Annotated in this window: 12 protein-coding genes; 6 read left to right on the top strand and 6 right to left on the bottom strand. The window is 67.2% G+C overall.

Features of this window, described 5'->3' with window-relative positions; genetic code table 11:
- Window positions 1-58 precede the first annotated feature (58 nt).
- On the top strand, window positions 59-1,573 hold the full coding sequence (locus tag ACGRVM_RS12650; RefSeq protein WP_377172195.1) for a YifB family Mg chelatase-like AAA ATPase: 1,515 nt from the start codon (window positions 59-61) through the stop codon (window positions 1,571-1,573).
- On the opposite strand, the gene ACGRVM_RS12645 is transcribed toward ACGRVM_RS12650, so the two are convergent.
- Genes ACGRVM_RS12645 through rsmI form a run of 4 tightly spaced genes read right to left on the bottom strand, consistent with a single transcriptional unit; the run spans window position 1,551 to window position 4,744 of the window.
- Window positions 1,551-2,444, bottom strand: a complete 894-nt coding sequence (locus ACGRVM_RS12645; RefSeq protein ID WP_377172193.1) for an alpha/beta hydrolase — start codon at window positions 2,442-2,444, stop codon at window positions 1,551-1,553. The genes ACGRVM_RS12650 and ACGRVM_RS12645 overlap by 23 nt on opposite strands.
- A complete protein-coding gene (gshB, locus tag ACGRVM_RS12640; protein ID WP_377172191.1) occupies window positions 2,441-3,388 on the bottom strand; it encodes a glutathione synthase in 948 nt (315 codons plus the stop codon). The genes ACGRVM_RS12645 and gshB overlap by 4 nt, the downstream gene beginning before the upstream one ends.
- Before the next feature lie 58 nt (window positions 3,389-3,446).
- A complete protein-coding gene (locus tag ACGRVM_RS12635) occupies window positions 3,447-3,860 on the bottom strand; it encodes a YraN family protein (protein ID WP_377172189.1) in 414 nt (137 codons plus the stop codon).
- Window positions 3,857-4,744: a 16S rRNA (cytidine(1402)-2'-O)-methyltransferase gene (rsmI, locus tag ACGRVM_RS12630; protein WP_377172187.1), complete on the bottom strand. Its 888-nt coding sequence runs from the start codon at window positions 4,742-4,744 to the stop codon at window positions 3,857-3,859. Before rsmI ends, ACGRVM_RS12635 begins: the two co-directional genes overlap by 4 nt.
- Window positions 4,745-4,828: 84 nt before the next feature.
- On the opposite strand from rsmI, the gene ACGRVM_RS12625 reads away from it, so the two are divergent.
- From ACGRVM_RS12625 to murJ, 3 genes are read left to right on the top strand one after another with little or no spacing between them, the layout of a single operon-like run.
- Entirely contained in the window at window positions 4,829-6,016 is a 1,188-nt protein-coding gene (locus ACGRVM_RS12625; protein WP_377172185.1) for a penicillin-binding protein activator, read from the top strand.
- 20 nt (window positions 6,017-6,036) lie between these two features.
- On the top strand, window positions 6,037-8,823 hold the full coding sequence (locus ACGRVM_RS12620) for a [protein-PII] uridylyltransferase (protein WP_377172183.1): 2,787 nt from the start codon (window positions 6,037-6,039) through the stop codon (window positions 8,821-8,823).
- Window positions 8,820-10,382, top strand: coding sequence for a murein biosynthesis integral membrane protein MurJ (gene murJ / locus ACGRVM_RS12615; RefSeq protein WP_377172181.1), 1,563 nt, complete (start codon window positions 8,820-8,822; stop codon window positions 10,380-10,382). The genes ACGRVM_RS12620 and murJ overlap by 4 nt, the downstream gene beginning before the upstream one ends.
- Here murJ and ACGRVM_RS12610 read toward each other — a convergent pair.
- Window positions 10,373-11,059 carry a rhomboid family intramembrane serine protease gene (locus tag ACGRVM_RS12610; RefSeq protein WP_377172179.1) on the bottom strand — a complete coding sequence of 229 codons (687 nt, stop codon included), beginning with the start codon at window positions 11,057-11,059 and terminating at the stop codon, window positions 10,373-10,375. The genes murJ and ACGRVM_RS12610 overlap by 10 nt on opposite strands.
- Window positions 11,060-11,143: 84 nt before the next feature.
- Here ACGRVM_RS12610 and trpS point away from each other — a divergent pair, with 84 nt between their 5' ends.
- Together trpS and ACGRVM_RS12600 are read left to right on the top strand one after the other, a co-directional pair.
- Window positions 11,144-12,163, top strand: coding sequence for a tryptophan--tRNA ligase (gene trpS / locus ACGRVM_RS12605; protein ID WP_377172177.1), 1,020 nt, complete (start codon window positions 11,144-11,146; stop codon window positions 12,161-12,163).
- A 75-nt stretch (window positions 12,164-12,238) separates the two neighbouring features.
- The gene (locus ACGRVM_RS12600) at window positions 12,239-13,105 is read left to right on the top strand and encodes a branched-chain amino acid aminotransferase (RefSeq protein ID WP_377172175.1); all 867 of its coding nucleotides are present in this window, start codon (window positions 12,239-12,241) and stop codon (window positions 13,103-13,105) included.
- Between the two features lie 42 nt (window positions 13,106-13,147).
- Here ACGRVM_RS12600 and ACGRVM_RS12595 read toward each other — a convergent pair whose 3' ends face one another.
- On the bottom strand, window positions 13,148-15,238 hold the full coding sequence (locus ACGRVM_RS12595; RefSeq protein ID WP_377172173.1) for a TRAP transporter permease: 2,091 nt from the start codon (window positions 15,236-15,238) through the stop codon (window positions 13,148-13,150).
- Window positions 15,239-15,281 lie beyond the last annotated feature (43 nt).

Here is a 15,281-nt window from a genome sequence, read left to right as displayed (position 1 = left end):
CAATCCTCAATCTCTTCGGCATTAACCTTGATGAAAGTTTGTGCCGAAGGGGCAGGAGATGGTCGCGCGCGCCTACACGGTCGCCTTCGAAGGGGTCGAGGCCCGGCATGTGGAGGTGCAATGCGCCGTCACACCCGGCGTGCCGGCATTTTCGCTCGTCGGCCTGCCCGACAAGGCCGTCAGCGAGGCGCGCGACCGTGTGCGCACCGCGCTCAGCTCGATGGCGATCGCGCTGCCGTCCAAGCGCATCACGGTCAATCTCAGCCCCGCGGACCTGCCGAAGGAAGGCAGCCATTTCGATCTGCCCATCGCCCTCGCTCTCCTCGCCGCGCTCGACATCATCCCGAAGGACGCCATCGAGGGCACGACATCGCTGGGCGAATTGTCGCTCGATGGCAAGATCATGCCCGTGATCGGCGCGCTGCCCGCCGCCATGGCCGCCGCCGAGGAGGACCGCACGCTTCTGTGCCCCAAGGCCTCAGGCGCGGAGGCGGCGTGGGTGGGCGCCGCGCATGTGATCGGCGCGGCGACGCTCGCCGATGTGGTGCGCCATTTCACCGGCCAGTCGCCGCTTGCCCCCGCCGAGCCGGGCGAGGTGACGGCGCCGCCCATGGGCCGCGATCTGCGCGACGTGAAAGGGCAGGAGCGCGCCAAGCGCGCGCTCGAGATCGCGGCGGCGGGGCGGCACCACCTTCTGATGCTCGGCACGCCGGGATCGGGCAAGTCCATGCTGGCCGCGCGCCTTCCCGGCATCCTGCCCCCGCTGAGCGCACGCGAGGCGCTGGAGACGTCGATGATCCATTCGCTCGCGGGGCTTCTGGACGAGGGCGGGATCAGCCGCGTGCGCCCCTTCCGCGAGCCGCATCACACCGCCTCGATGGCCGCCATCGTCGGCGGCGGGCGCCGTGCCTCGCCCGGCGAGATCAGCCTCGCGCATAACGGCGTTCTCTTCATGGACGAGTTTCCCGAATTCTCGCGCACCGTGCTCGAGACGCTGCGCCAGCCCATCGAGACGGGCGAGGTGATGATCGCGCGGGCCAATGCCCATGTCACCTATCCTTGCCGCTTCATGCTGATCGCCGCCGCCAACCCCTGCAAATGCGGATATCTCAGCGATCCCGCCCGCGCCTGCGCCCGCGCGCCGGTTTGCGGTGACGATTATCTCGGGCGTATCAGCGGGCCGCTGATGGACCGCTTCGATCTGCGAATCGAGGTGCCGCCGGTCGCCTTTTCCGATCTCGATCTGCCGCCTTCGGGCGATGGCTCGGCCGAGGTCGCGGCCCGTGTCGTGGCGGCGCAGACTGTGCAGGCGGCGCGCTATACCGGGGCGCCCGGCGTGCATCTCAATGCGGATGCCGAGGGCGGGCTTCTCGCCGAAGTGGCGACTCCCGACACCGAAGGCCGCGATCTGCTCACCCGCATGTCCGAGCGCTTCGGCCTCTCGGCGCGCGGCTATCACCGGGTGCTGCGGGTCGCGCGCACGATCGCCGATCTCGATGGCTCGGAGGTCGTCCGGCGGCCGCATGTGGCCGAAGCCGCGAGCTTCCGGATCACAGCCGCGAAAGAGTGCTGATCCACGCCGCGAGTTCCACCATCGATTGACGCGCCTCGGGGATGTAGCCCTGGAACATCGGCCAGGCATGCGGCAGGTCCCCTTCGATCACGCAGGTCACATCGACGCCCTGCGCCATCAGCCGGTCCGCTATGCGCCGCGCGTCGTCGAGGAGGATTTCCGTCCGGGCCGCCGTGATCCAGACAGGCCCGGCGCCGGTGAAATCGGCGAAGAGCGGCGAGGCGCGCGGATCGCGCGGATCGGCGCCGTTCAGATACATCCGCGCGAGATCGGCGGCGCGCTGCGCGGGAAGCATCGGATCGGCCTTCGCGTTGGCGGTGAAGCTCGCACCGGAAAAGGTCAGATCGGTGAAGGGCGAGAAGCCGAACGTGCCGAGCGGTGGACGCAGGCCCTCGGCGAGGATACGCGCCAGAAGCGCGAGGGCGAGACCGCCGCCCGCGCTGTCGCCGCCGAGAATGACCCCGCCGGGCGGATCACCGAGCGCGCGATAGGCCTGCATCGCATCCTCGAGCGCGGCGGGAAACGGCGCCTCAGGGGCGAGGCGGTAGCGCGTCAGGATCGCGCGAAGACCGGTGAGCGCAGCCAGATGCGCGACCGGCGCGCGATGGGTGTGGGGGCTGCCGAGAATGAAGCCGCCGCCATGCAGGTAGAAAATAACCGGCCCGCCGGAATGCCGGCGCGGCACCGCCTGCACCGCTTCGATCCCACTGAGATCGATCCGGTCGAAACGGGTCCCGCGCGGGGCGCGCAGAAAGATGCGGGCGCTCAGCTCCATTTGACGGCGCAGCTTGACCGGATCCTCGGCCCGCGCGAGGCGCGGTTTCTCGAAACGGCGCAGCCAGGCGTTCAGGAGCCGGGCGCGGCGACTCACGTGCGGGAGGCGGCGCGCCGCGCGTCGATCGCGTCCCATATCTTGCCGGCTATGTTGACGCCGTCGAAGCGCTCGAGCTCCTGAATGCCGGTGGGCGAGGTCACGTTGATCTCGGTCAGGTAGCGCCCGATCACGTCGATCCCGACGAAGACCTGACCCTTCTCGCGCAGGCGCGGGCCGATCGCGGCGCAGATCTCGCGGTCGCGCTCGGTCAGGGCGACCTTCTCGGGGCGCCCGCCCACATGCATGTTCGAGCGCGTCTCGCCCTCGGCGGGCACGCGGTTGATGGCGCCCACGGGCTCGCCATCGACGAGAATGACGCGCTTGTCGCCCTTCGAGACGTCCGGCAGGAATTTCTGGACGATCAGCGGCTCGCGGCTGAAGCCGGTGAACATCTCGTGCAGCGAGCTGAGATTGCTGTCCCCGCCCTTGAGCAGGAAGACCCCGGCGCCGCCATTGCCGTAGAGCGGCTTGAGGATCACGTCGCCATGCCGATCGCGAAACTGCCGGATGGTGGCCAGATCGCGCGCGATGGCGGTGGGCGGCATCAGCTCCGGAAAATCGAGGATCAGCAGCTTTTCGGGGAAATTGCGCACCCAGAACGGATCGTTGACGACAAGCGTGCCCGGCGCGAGCCGGTCGAGAAGATGGGTGGTGGTGATGTAGAACATGTCGAAAGGCGGATCCTGGCGCAGCCAGACCACGTCGAAATCGCCCAGATCGACCGTCTCCATCTCGCCCAAAATGGCATGGTCGCCCTTGACGCGCTGCACCCTGAGAGACTGGCCCCGCGCCGTGATGCGCCCCTCGTCATAGGCGAGGTTCTGCGGCGTGTAGTAGAAGAGCTCATGCCCCCGCGCCTGCGCCTCCTCGGCCAGACGGAAGGTGCTGTCGGCATCGATGTTGATCGGCCCGATCGGGTCCATCTGAAACGCGATCTTCATGGGAAATCCCCCGTCCTGCTGCCCCGCCTTCATGCGCGAAGGGCCGCCGGGGTGCAATTCAGAAATGCGAGAAGAACCCTTCGAGAATATCGCAGCGCCCTGCCTGATCGACGACGGCGAGATCGAAGCGGATGTCCGAGAGCTGCCCCTTCGGACAATGGGCGAGGTACTCCGAGGCGGCGGCATGGATGCGCCGCATCTGCGCCACCCCGAGACTTGCGATGGCGCCATCGTGGCTGCGGGCCTGCTTCACTTCCGCGAAGACGATTTCGCCCCCGTCGTCGAGGATCAGATCGATCTCTCCGCTTTTGCCGCGCCAGCGGGTTTCGAGAAGGCGCAGGCCTGCGGCCCTGTAGAGCGCGACGGCACGCTCTTCCGCCGCGAGACCGGAGTTGTAGGCGCGCCGGCCGCGATCCCGCCGCGCCGGGGCCGGCACATGGAGGGGCGTTCCGAAATCCATCGTCAATGTCATTCGCGATCCTTTCCGGCACCGTCCGTGCCACCGCCCCCAAGCCGCAATGCGATCTGATAGACCTCGCGCCGCTTCATCCCGAGATCGTGCGAGACCTTGTCGGCTGCGTCCCTCACCGACATATCACGCATCGTCACCTCCAACGACCGTTCTACGTCCGAAAGGTTAACGGACCGTTCCCCCGCACGGTCGATCAGGACCACCATCTCGCCCTTGCGCGGGTTGGCGGCGATCTCCTCGGCCAATTCGGCGAGCGTGCCGCGCATCACCTCCTCGAATTTCTTGGTCAGCTCGCGGCAAAGCGCCGCGCGGCGCTCGCCGCCCAGCACGGCGGCGGCGTCGCGCAGCATGGCGGCCACGCGCTTGGGCGATTCGTAAAAGGCCAGCGTCGCCGGGGTCTCGGCCAGCGCGCGCAGGGCGGATTTCCGCGCGCTCGCCGTGTTCGGAAGAAAGCCCGCGAAGAGGAAGCGGTCAGTCGGCAGGCCCGAGAGCGTGAGCGCCGCGATGACCGCCGAAGGGCCGGGCGCCGAGATCAGCCCGTGACCCTCGGCGATCGCCGCGCGCGCCAGATCGAAGCCCGGATCGGCCACCATGGGCGTGCCCGCTTCGGACGCGTAAGCCACTGATTTTCCTTCCGCAAGCGCCGCGAGAATCTTCGGGCGCATCTTGTCGCCGTTATGGTCGTGATAGGCGAGAAGCGGGCGGTCGCCCAGTGGGACGGCATGGATGTCGAGAAGCTTTCGCAGGCTGCGCGTATCCTCGGCGGCGAGCATGTCCGCCGAGGCGAGGATGTCGAGCGCCCTCAGCGTGATGTCGCGCGCCGCCCCAAGGGGCGTTGCCACCAGATACACGCCCGGAGCGAGAGTTTGCCTGACATGATTCATCGCTGGACCCGCCCTTCCTGACGTTTATGATCGCCCGCAACGCATCCTTCGCAAGAAAACCGTCCGAAACGAGGTATCTTCCCCATGTTCGCCATTTCGCAGATCGCCCGCAAGGTGCTGACCCGTCTCTTCGCGGTCCTGTCGCTTCTCTGGCTCGCCGCGTGCGACGCGACGGGCGTCACCATGGGCGGCGGGGGCGGCGGCCAGCCGATCGATCCCGGCGCGCCGGTCGCGGTGGCCCTGCTGGTGCCGCACGGCTCCTCGGCGCCGGGCGAGGCGGCGCTCGCGCGCGATCTCGAGGCCGCGGCGCGGCTCGCGGTCGCGGATCTTTCGGGCGTGCGCATCGATCTGCGGGTCTACGGCACCGCCGGCCAGCCGGGGCAGGCCCAGCAGGCCGCGCTCAACGCGGTGGCGGACGGCGCCAAGATCATCATCGGGCCGCTCCACGCGGAATCGGCGAATGCCGTCGCCGTCGCCGTGGCGCCCAAGAACGTCAACGTGCTCGCCTTTTCGAACAATCCCACCATCGCGGGCGGCAACCTCTTCGTGCTGGGGCAGACCTTCGACAACACCGCCGACCGGCTGACGCGCTATGCCGTGCGCCAAGGCAAGCGGCGCATCCTGACGGTGTCGTCCAACAACCTCGCCGGGCAGCTCGGCGCGCAGGCCATCGCCAAGGCGGCGGCCAATTCGGGCGCGCAGATCGTCGGCAATGTGGGCTATGATTTCTCGCAGGAGGGCGTCGTCGCGGCGGTGCCGCAGATCACGCAGACCGCGAGCAGCAACTCCGCGGACGCGGTGTTCCTGACCGCGAATTCCGCGGGCGCGCTTCCGCTTTTCGCGCAGATGCTTCCCGAAAATGGGCTGAACCCCGCCACGACGCAGTATATCGGCCTCTCGCGCTGGGATTCGCCGCCGCAGACGCTCGAGCTGCCGGGCCTTCAGGGCGGGCTCTTCGCGCTGCCCGATCAGGGCAAGGCGCAGCGGTTCCGGGCGCGGTTCGCGCAGACCAACGGCAACCAGCCGCATCCCATCGCGGGCCTCGCCTATGACGGCATCGCGGCCGTGGGGGCGCTGGTCAAGACCGGCAAGCGCGATGCGCTCTCGCGGGCGAGCCTGACGCAATCGGCGGGCTTCCAGGGGGTCGATGGCGTCTTCCGCCTGCGCCAAGACGGCACGAACCAGCGCGGCCTTGCCGTCGCCACGGTGCGCGACAACCGCGTGGTCATCGTCGATCCCGCGCCGCAGGGCTTCGGCGGGGCCGGTTTCTGATCCGGCCCGGAGAGGCAAGAATGACAGCCATGACGGCGACGGGCCCGGCGCGGGATGCGGCGCCGGGCGATCTGATCTGCGACGCGCACGCCATCTTCGACCGGGACGGCGTTGAGGCGCGACTGGCCGAGCATCGCTTGGCCGCGCCCGAGGATCTGCGCCGCCATGCGGTCGATATCCTCGGCGCCGAGATGCGGCGCGGGCGCGGCGCCATCGCCTCAGCCCTCGCCGCGCAGCCGCTGCGCGCGCGGGAGGCCACGCGCGCCTATAGCTGGCTGACCGATTGTCTCGTGCTCGCCGCCTATCGCCTCGCATCCGAGGCGATGCACCCGCTGCCGAATCCGACCGAGGCCCAGCGTCTCGGCGTTCTGGCGGTCGGCGGATACGGCCGGGGCGAGATGGCGCCCGAGTCGGATGTCGATCTTTTGTTCCTGACGCCCTACAAGATCACCGGCTGGGCCGAGAGCGTCATCGAATCGATGCTCTACATCCTGTGGGACCTGCGCCTCAAGGTCGGCCATTCGAGCCGCACCATCCGCGATTGCCTCCGCCTCGGGGACGAGGATTTCACCATCCGCACCGCCCTGCTCGAGCATCGGTACCTGACCGGAGACGCGGAGCTCGCGGGCAATCTGCGCCACCGGCTCTGGCACGACCTCTTCTCGGGGACCGAGCGGGAATTCACCGAAGCCAAGCTCGAGGAGCGCGAGCAGCGTCATGAGAAGCAGGGCGGCCAGCGCTACATGGTCGAGCCGAACGTGAAGGAGGGCAAGGGCGGGCTGCGCGATCTGCAATCGCTCTTCTGGATCGCGAAATACACCTACCGCGTGACCGACAAGGCCGATCTGGTGAGCCAGGGCATGTTCACCCATGACGAGTTCGAGACCTTCGAGCTTGCCGAGAATTTCCTCTGGGCGGTGCGCTGCCAGCTCCATCTCATCACCGGGCGCCCGAACGACAAGCTGGCCTTCGATCTTCAGGTCGAGGTCGCCGAGCGCATGGGCTATGCCGACCGCGCCGGGCGGCGCGGCGTCGAGATCTTCATGCAGGACTATTTCCGCCATGCCACCGCCGTGGGCGATCTGACGCGCATCTTCCTCACGCAGCTCGAGGCCGCGCATGTCAAATCCGAGCCGTTGCTTCAGCGCCTCTTCCGCCGCAAGCGCAAGCTGCGGGACGGCTATGTCGAGGTGAACGGACGGCTCGCCATCGCGGATGACGGCGCGTTCCTCGCCGATCCGCTCAACCTGCTGCGGGTCTTCGATGAGGCGCTGCGCACCGGCCTTCTGATCCATCCCGACGCGATGCGTCTGGTGACCGCCCATCTCGACCTCATCACCGACGAGGTGCGCGCCGATCCGGCGGCGCAGAAGCTCTTTCTCGGGCTCATGCTGCGCCACGGCAATCCCGAGCGGGCGCTGCGGCGGATGAACGAGCTGGGCATGCTCTCGGCCTTCATCCCCGAATTCGAGCCGATCGTCGCGATGATGCAGTTCAACATGTATCACCACTACACGGTCGACGAGCACACGATCCAATGCATAAGCCACCTTGCCCTGATCGAGCGCGGCGAGCTTGTCGAGGAATTGCCGGTCGCCTCGTCGATCCTCAAGCACGGGGTCAACCGCCGCATCCTCTATATCGCGCTCCTTCTGCACGATATCGGCAAGGGGCGGAGCGAGGATCATTCGATCCTCGGCGCCAAGATCGCGCGGAAGGTGGCGCCTCGGCTGGGGCTGAAGCCCAAGGAAGTGGACACGGTCGAATGGCTGGTGCGCTATCACCTCCTGATGTCCGACATGGCGCAGAAGCGCGACATCGCCGATCCGCGCACCGTGCGCGATTTCGCCAAGGCGGTGCAGGTGCGCGAGCGGCTCGACCTTCTGTGCGTGCTGACGGTCTGCGATATCCGCGGCGTCGGGCCGGGGACGTGGAACAACTGGAAAGCCTCGCTCTTGCGCGCGCTCTATCGCCAGACGCTGAACGCGATGGAAAACGGGCTCGAGGACCTCAACCGCGAGCAGCGCGGCTCGGACGCCAAACAAGGTCTGCGCAAGGCCTTGAAGGGCTGGGACGCCAAGGCGCTCAAAGCCGAGACGGCGCGGCATTACCCGCCCTACTGGCAAGGTCTTCACGTCACGGCGCATGTCGTCTTCGCGAACCTTCTGCGCGAGATGTCGGGCAAGGTGGGCGAGATCGGGATCGACCTGCATCCCGACGAGGACCGCGACGCGACCCGCGCCTGTTTCGTGATGGAGGATCACCCCGGCATCTTCTCGCGGCTTGCCGGCGCGCTGGCGCTGGTGGGCGCGGGCGTCGTGGATGCGCGCACCTACACGTCGAAGGACGGCTATGCGACGGCGGTCTTCTGGATCCAAGACAGTGACGGGCACCCCTTCGCGGACGAGCGCCTGCCGCGCCTGCGCCAGACCATCCTCAAGACGCTCAAGGGCGAGGTCGTGGCGCGCGACGCGATGAAATCGCGCGACAAGATCAAGAAGCGCGAGCGCGCCTTCCGCGTTCCGACGCATATCACCTTCGACAACGAAGGCTCCGAGATCTACACGATCATCGAGGTCGATACCCGCGACCGGCCCGGCCTTCTCTATGACCTGACCCGCACGCTTGCGGCGGGCAACGTCTATATCGCCAGTGCCGTCATCGCGACCTTCGGCGAGCAGGTGGTCGACACCTTCTACGTCAAGGACATGTTCGGTCTGAAATTCTACTCGGAGGCCAAGCAGAAAGCGCTCGAGGCGAAGCTGCGCGCGGCCATTTCCGAAGGCACGCAAAGGGCCATCGAGTGAGCACTCCAAGCGGCGTCAAGCCCGTACGCCTGATAACGGGCATCTTCACCGTGGGCGTCTGGACCATGCTCAGCCGCATCCTCGGCTTCGTGCGCGACGTGATGATCGCGGGCCTCATCGGGCCGGGGCCGGTGATGGATGCCTTCGTCGCGGCCTTCCGCCTGCCCAACATGTTCCGCCGCTTCTTCGCCGAGGGCGCGTTCAACGCGGCCTTCGTGCCGATGTTCTCGAAACGCCTCGAAGGGGGCGACGATGCCGAAGGCTTCGCCCGGCTCGCGCTCAGCGGGCTGGCGCTGGTGCTGCTGTTCCTGGTCGCGCTGTCGATGATCTTCATGCCCGCGCTCGTGTGGCTGACCGCCGAAGGCTTCGTGGGCGATGCGCGCTTCGATCTGACGGTGGAATTCGGGCGCGTCGTCTTTCCCTACATCTTCTTCATCTCGCTGGCGGCGCTTCTGTCGGGCGTTCTGAACGCGACGGGCCGCTTCGTCGCCGCCGCCGCCGCGCCGGTCCTGCTCAACGTCATGCTTTGCACCGCGATGGCGGTCGCCGTCTGGACGAATGGCAGCGTGCCCGCCGCCCTCGTCTGGACCATTCCCTTCGCCGGCGTCGCGCAGCTCGCCCTCGTCTGGGTCGCCGCGTCCCGCGCGGGCCAGAGTATCCGCCCCATGCGCCCGCGCTGGACGCCCGAGATGCGCCAGCTCGTGCGCATCGCGGTGCCTGCGGCCCTTGCGGGCGGCGTCATGCAGATCAACCTTCTGGTGGGCCAGCAGGTCGCCTCGAATTTCGAGAGCGCGGTGAGCTGGCTCTATGCCGCCGACCGGCTTTACCAATTGCCGCTGGGCGTCGTGGGCATCGCTGTGGGCATCGTGCTTCTGCCGGATCTCTCGCGCCGCCTGCGGGCGGATGACGGCAGCGGCGCGCGCATGGCGCTCAGCCGTGCGGGCGAGGTGTCGCTGGCGCTCACCATTCCCTCGGCTGTGGCGCTGGTGGTCATCCCCATCCCGCTCATCACGGTGCTGTTCCAGCGCGGCAATTTCAACGTCGATGACACGGCGGCCACCGCGCTCGCCGTGGCGATCTACGGGCTCGGGCTGCCCGCCTTCGTGCTCCAAAAAGTGCTGCAACCCCTCTATTTCGCGCGAGAGGATACCAAGCGGCCCTTCTATTACGCCGTTGCCTCGATGGTGGTGAACGCCGCGCTTGCCATCGGCCTCGCGCCTGCCATCGGCTGGATCGCGGCGGCGATCGGCACGACCGTTGCGGGCTGGGCGATGGTCTGGCTCCTGGCGCGCGGCGTGCGGCCCTTCGGCGACGTGGCACGGTTCGATGACCGGTTCCGCAGCCGCCTCTGGCGCATCTGCGCCGCCTCGGCGGTGATGGGCGCGGCGCTCTGGGGGCTGATGATCGCGCTCTCGCCCGTCTTCGGCGTGCCGGGCTGGCGGGCGCTGGCGCTCGCCGTCATGATCCTTCTCGGCGGCGTCGTCTACTACATCGCAGGGCGCCTCTTCGGCGCGTTCAACAAGGCCGAACTCAAGGCGGCGCTGCGCCGTCAGCGCTGAAGCAGCCGCGCGCGCAGCTTGGCCCAGCCGCCGGGGCGCAGCACGAAGGAGGCGGCGAAGCCCGTCAGAAACCCCGTGAGATCCGCAACCCAGCGCATCGTGCCGCCGAAGAGCAGGCTGAAGAGAAGCTGCGCACCCATCAGGAAGCCGATCAGCAGAAAGGCCCGGGCTTGATTGGCGCCCTGCTGGCCGAGCTTCAGCCACAGAAGATAGGTGAAGGCACCGATGAGCCCGTAGATCCCGGGGAAGGCGCCGTAGAGCCACGGATTGTCGCGCGCCACGAGGCCGTAGACCAGCGCGCCGCAGAGCGACGGGATCAGGAATGCAGCGAGCAGCGCCATCGGACGAAAGACCTCGCCCACGAATTTGCCCATCGCCAGCAAAAGCGCTGCGGCGAAGAGCATCTCGCTGAACCCGCCATGCAGGAAGGGATAGGTGATGAAGCGCAGAAGCTGCTCGGGCGGATACATGCCGTTGCCGATCATCCAGCGCAGGATGTCGCCGCTGAACCCGTAATCCTGGATCATCGCCTGCCGCCAGCCCACCGCCTGCGGTCCGCCGATCAGACCCTTGGAGCCGAGGAAGAACGCGATCTCGGGGATGACCACGCCGAGAAACAGCAGGATCACCACCGGGGGCAGCGGATTGAACGGGCTCGAATCGTCGGAATGGGTCATGGGCGGGTCCGGGCCTTCGCTTGACGGGGCTATGGCGCATGGGTAAGCGAGGCAGGCACGGAAATCCAGACGGAGACGCAAGAGATGAGCGATGCAGCCTTCACCCCGCGGGTGTTTTCGGGCATCCAGCCTTCGGGCGATCTGCACCTCGGAAACTATCTCGGCGCGCTCAAGCGCTTCGCCGAAGCGCAGGAGAAGGGCGTCCAGTCGCTCTATTGCATGGTCGATCTGCACGCGATCACCGTCTGGCAGGACCCCGCGAAACTGCGCCACGCCACGCGCGAGCTGACGGCGGGCTTCATCGCCTCGGGGCTCGATCCCGAGAAATCCATCCTCTTCAACCAGTCCCAGGTGCCCGAACACACGCAGCTCGCATGGGTCTTCAACTGCGTGGCGCGCATGGGCTGGATGAAGCGCATGACCCAGTTCAAGGACAAGGCGGGCAAGAATGCCGAGAACGCCTCGCTGGGCCTTTTCGGCTACCCGGCGCTGATGGCGGCCGACATCCTCGTCTATCACGCGACGCACGTGCCCGTGGGCGAAGACCAGAAGCAGCATATCGAGCTGACGCGCGACATCGCGGCGAAGTTCAACCATGACTACGAGACCGAGTTCTTCCCGATGGCCGAGCCGGTCATCGAGGGTGCCGCGACGCGGGTGATGAGCCTGCGCGACGGCTCGAAGAAGATGTCGAAATCCGATCCCTCGTACATGAGCCGGATCAACATGACCGACGACGCCGACACGATCTCGAAGAAGATCCGCAAGGCCAAGACGGACCCTGAACCGCTGCCGATGGAGCTGGACGGCCTCGAAGGCCGCCCCGAGGCGCGCAACCTCGTGAACATCTACGCGGGCCTTGCGGGTATGAGTGCCGAAGAGGTGATGCGCGAGATGGGCGGCAAGCCGTTTTCCGAGTTCAAGCCCATTCTGGCCGATCTCGCCGTGGCGCGCATGGCGCCTATTTCCGAGGAGATGGGCCGTCTCATGCAGGATGTGGGCGAGATCGACGCGATCCTCGCGCGCGGCTCCGAGCGAGCGCGCGAAATCGCCGCGCCGATCCTCGCGCGCACCTACGAGATCGTCGGGATGGTCGGACGCTAGGCCGGCAGACGCCGCGAAGTTTCTTCCGTCCCTGGCGGGAGTTTTTCTGGAAATGATGAAAGGGGGGCGCACGGCATGGGAACGGGCACGAATATCCGGACATGGTTCGAGGGAGCGTGGCACGAGGGCGATGCGCCCGTCATGCGCGCCGCCGATCACGGCATGTGGCTCGGCAGCGCCGTCTTCGACGGGGCGCGTCTTGCGCATGGTGTGGTTCCCGATCTCGACCTGCATTGCGCGCGGGTGAATGCCTCGGCGCGCGCGCTGATGCTCGAGCCGACCGTCGATGCAAGCGACATGGTGGAGATCATCCGGGAGGGGCTGCGCATGTATGCGCCGGGGTCCGCGGTCTATATCCGGCCGATGTATTGGGGGCGGGACACGGGCTATATGGCGATCGTGCCGGACGCGGCCTCGGTCGGGTTCGCGATCTGCCTCGAGGAGGTGCCGATGCCGCCCGAGGGCGCGTCCACCACGCTCACGCGCACGCGCTTCCGGCGTCCGGTGATGGAGGATGCGGTGGTCAACGCCAAGGCCGCCTGCCTCTATCCCAACAACGCGCGGATGCTGGCCGAGGCGCGGGCCAAGGGCTTCGGCAATGTGCTATGCGCCGATGCGCTCGGAAATGTCGCCGAAAGCGCGACTTCCAATGCCTTCATGGTCAAGGATGGCGAGGTCTTCACGCCGCAGCCCAACGGCACCTTCCTCGCCGGGATCACCCGGGCGCGGCACATCGCGAATCTGCGCGCCGATGGCGTGACGGTGCATGAAACCGTCCTCAGCTTCGAGGATTTCCACGCGGCGGACGAGGTGTTCCTCACGGGGAACATGGCGAAGGTCACGCCCGTCACGGCCTTCGACGGGACCTCCTACCAGATCGGTCCGGTGACGCGGCGCGCGCGCGAGCTTTATTGGGATTGGGCGGCGGGAAGCCCGCTGTGACGTGAAGGCGCCGGGCGGATCATCCGCCCGGCGTTTTTCGTCTCAGAGCGCCGCGCGCTCGGCCGCGCTCATCTTCAGCATCGGCAATTGGCGGATCACCACCGGCGCGATCAGCGCAAGGCCGACCAGCGTCGCGTAGAGGTTCGGTGCGACCAGAAGGATCGCCGCGACGGCGAGGAGCGCGCGCTCATACCCTCTCATCGGGCCGATCAGCCAGTCGGCGAAGGCCGCCGACAGCATCCAGATGCCCACCATCGCGCCCGAGACGCCGATGAGGAACTCGGTCCACGTGAACCCGTCGACCACCAGCAGCAGCGAGGGCGAGAAGACGAATACGAAGGGCACCAGCGCCTTGCCCATGCCGAGCCGGAAGGCGGTATTGCCCGTCTTGAACGCGTTCGAATCCGCGATGCCCGCCGCCGCATAGGCCGCGAGCGCCACGGGCGGCGTGATGTCGGCCATGACCCCGTAATAGAAGACGAAGAAATGCGCCACGAGCGGCTGCACCCCCAGCATGCCGAGAATGGGCGCCGCCACCGCGATCATGATGAGGTAGTTGGCCGTCGTCGGAATGCCGCAGCCCATCAGGATACAGACGATGGCCGTCATGATGAGCGTGAACATCAGCGTGAGCGCCGAGACGGACATGACCTCGAAGGGCAGGAAGCTGAGCCCTTCGGACACGCTCGTTGCCCAGCCCGCCGCGACGGACGTGACCATGTAGGCGATCTTGAAGCCGACGCCCGTCAGCGTGACGACGCCGATGATGACGCCGACCAGCGCGGCGGCGGCGGTGACCGAGAGCGAGAATTTCGCGCCGGTCACGAAACTGTCCCAAAGCTCGGAGATCGTCTGCGTCGCCATCGCCTTGAGGTCGGTTCCGTGGCGCAAGAGGTTCTGGATGATGAGCACGAGAATGCACGACAAGATGCCGTAGAACGCCGCGAGATAGGGCGTCTTGCCCGACAGGAGCGTTGCCACCAGCACGAAGAGCGGCAGCGTCGTCAGCCAGCCCGCCTTGAAGACGGCCCAGGCGACGGGAAGCTCGTCCGCCGTCATGCCGCGCAGGCCGCGGCGGCGCGCCTCGAGATGGACCTGCACCAGCACGCCGAAGAAATGCATGAAGGCCGGGACCAGCGCGGCGGTCAGGATCGTGGTCAGCGGCACGCCGAGATATTCGATCATCAGGAACGCGACCGCGCCCATGACCGGCGGCGTGATCTGCCCGCCGGTTGAGGAGGCGGCCTCGACCGCCGCCGCGAAGTGGCGCGGATAGCCGATGCGGATCATCGCCGGAATGGTGAGCGAGCCCGTGGTGACCGTGTTCGCGATGCTCGAGCCCGAGATCGAGCCGAGCATGGCCGAGGAGACGACCGATACCTTGGCCGGGCCACCCGCGAAGCGGCCCGCGAGGGCCGAAGCGAGGTCGATGAAAAGCTGTCCGAGGCCGATGCGCGTCGCCATCACACCGAAGAGGACGAAGTGGAAGACGTAGGTCGAAATCACGCCCAGCGCGGTGCCGTAGATACCCTGCGATGTAAGGTAAAGGTGGTTGACGATGTTGGTCCAGCTCGCGCCGGGATGAGTCAGAACGCCCGGCATGGACTGCCCGAAATAGGCATAGCCCATGAAGATGATCGCGATCACCGGCAGCGGCCAGCCCATGGCGCGGCGCGTCGCCTCCATCAGCACGACGATGAGGATGGTGCCCATCACCACGTCGACCAGGAGCGGGTTGCCGACACGGAAGGCGAGATCGGCGAAAACCCACGGCACATAGAGCGCCGAGACGACGCCCGCGATGGCCAGAATCCAATCGGCCAGCGAGATGCCCATGGGGGTCAGCAGCGTGTTGCGCGGCTCGGGGCGCGCGCCGAGGACGGTGAAGGAGAAGAAGATCAGGCCCAGCGTGAAGGCCAGATGCGTGCCGCGATGCACGGTCGCCTGCGGGATGCCGAAGCCCGACGTGTAGAAATGATAGCAGGAGAGGACGAAGAGAATCCCGCCCACGATCCAGGCCATGCTGGGAAGGAGGGGTCTGAAGCGGACCTCGGGATCGTATTTCTCCTCGAGAGCCTTCATTTCCGCGTCGGTCATTTCCTTGACGCGATCGGATTCGGGTGTCTCGGCCATGGCCGCCTCGCTGCGATGTCTGGGGATGGAAATGCCGGCCCGC

It is taken from the genome of Roseovarius aquimarinus, from assembly GCF_043661195.1.
GTDB classification, from domain to species: Bacteria; Pseudomonadota; Alphaproteobacteria; order Rhodobacterales; family Rhodobacteraceae; genus Roseovarius; species Roseovarius aquimarinus.
This window is presented reverse-complemented; position numbering and strand designations above follow the sequence as displayed.

Excerpts from the sequence above, each read along its gene's own strand:
- ACGRVM_RS12620 (WP_377172183.1), top strand. The coding sequence starts at position 6,037 with ATGACAGCCATGACGGCGACGGGCCCGGCGCGGGATGCGGCGCCGGGC.
- ACGRVM_RS12610 (WP_377172179.1), bottom strand. The coding sequence starts at position 11,059 with ATGACCCATTCCGACGATTCGAGCCCGTTCAATCCGCTGCCCCCGGTG.
- ACGRVM_RS12600 (WP_377172175.1), top strand. The coding sequence starts at position 12,239 with ATGGGAACGGGCACGAATATCCGGACATGGTTCGAGGGAGCGTGGCAC.
- ACGRVM_RS12650 (WP_377172195.1), top strand. The coding sequence starts at position 59 with ATGGTCGCGCGCGCCTACACGGTCGCCTTCGAAGGGGTCGAGGCCCGG.
- ACGRVM_RS12635 (WP_377172189.1), bottom strand. The coding sequence starts at position 3,860 with ATGACATTGACGATGGATTTCGGAACGCCCCTCCATGTGCCGGCCCCG.
- ACGRVM_RS12595 (WP_377172173.1), bottom strand. The coding sequence starts at position 15,238 with ATGGCCGAGACACCCGAATCCGATCGCGTCAAGGAAATGACCGACGCG.
- trpS (WP_377172177.1), top strand. The coding sequence starts at position 11,144 with ATGAGCGATGCAGCCTTCACCCCGCGGGTGTTTTCGGGCATCCAGCCT.
- ACGRVM_RS12625 (WP_377172185.1), top strand. The coding sequence starts at position 4,829 with ATGTTCGCCATTTCGCAGATCGCCCGCAAGGTGCTGACCCGTCTCTTC.
- gshB (WP_377172191.1), bottom strand. The coding sequence starts at position 3,388 with ATGAAGATCGCGTTTCAGATGGACCCGATCGGGCCGATCAACATCGAT.
- rsmI (WP_377172187.1), bottom strand. The coding sequence starts at position 4,744 with ATGAATCATGTCAGGCAAACTCTCGCTCCGGGCGTGTATCTGGTGGCA.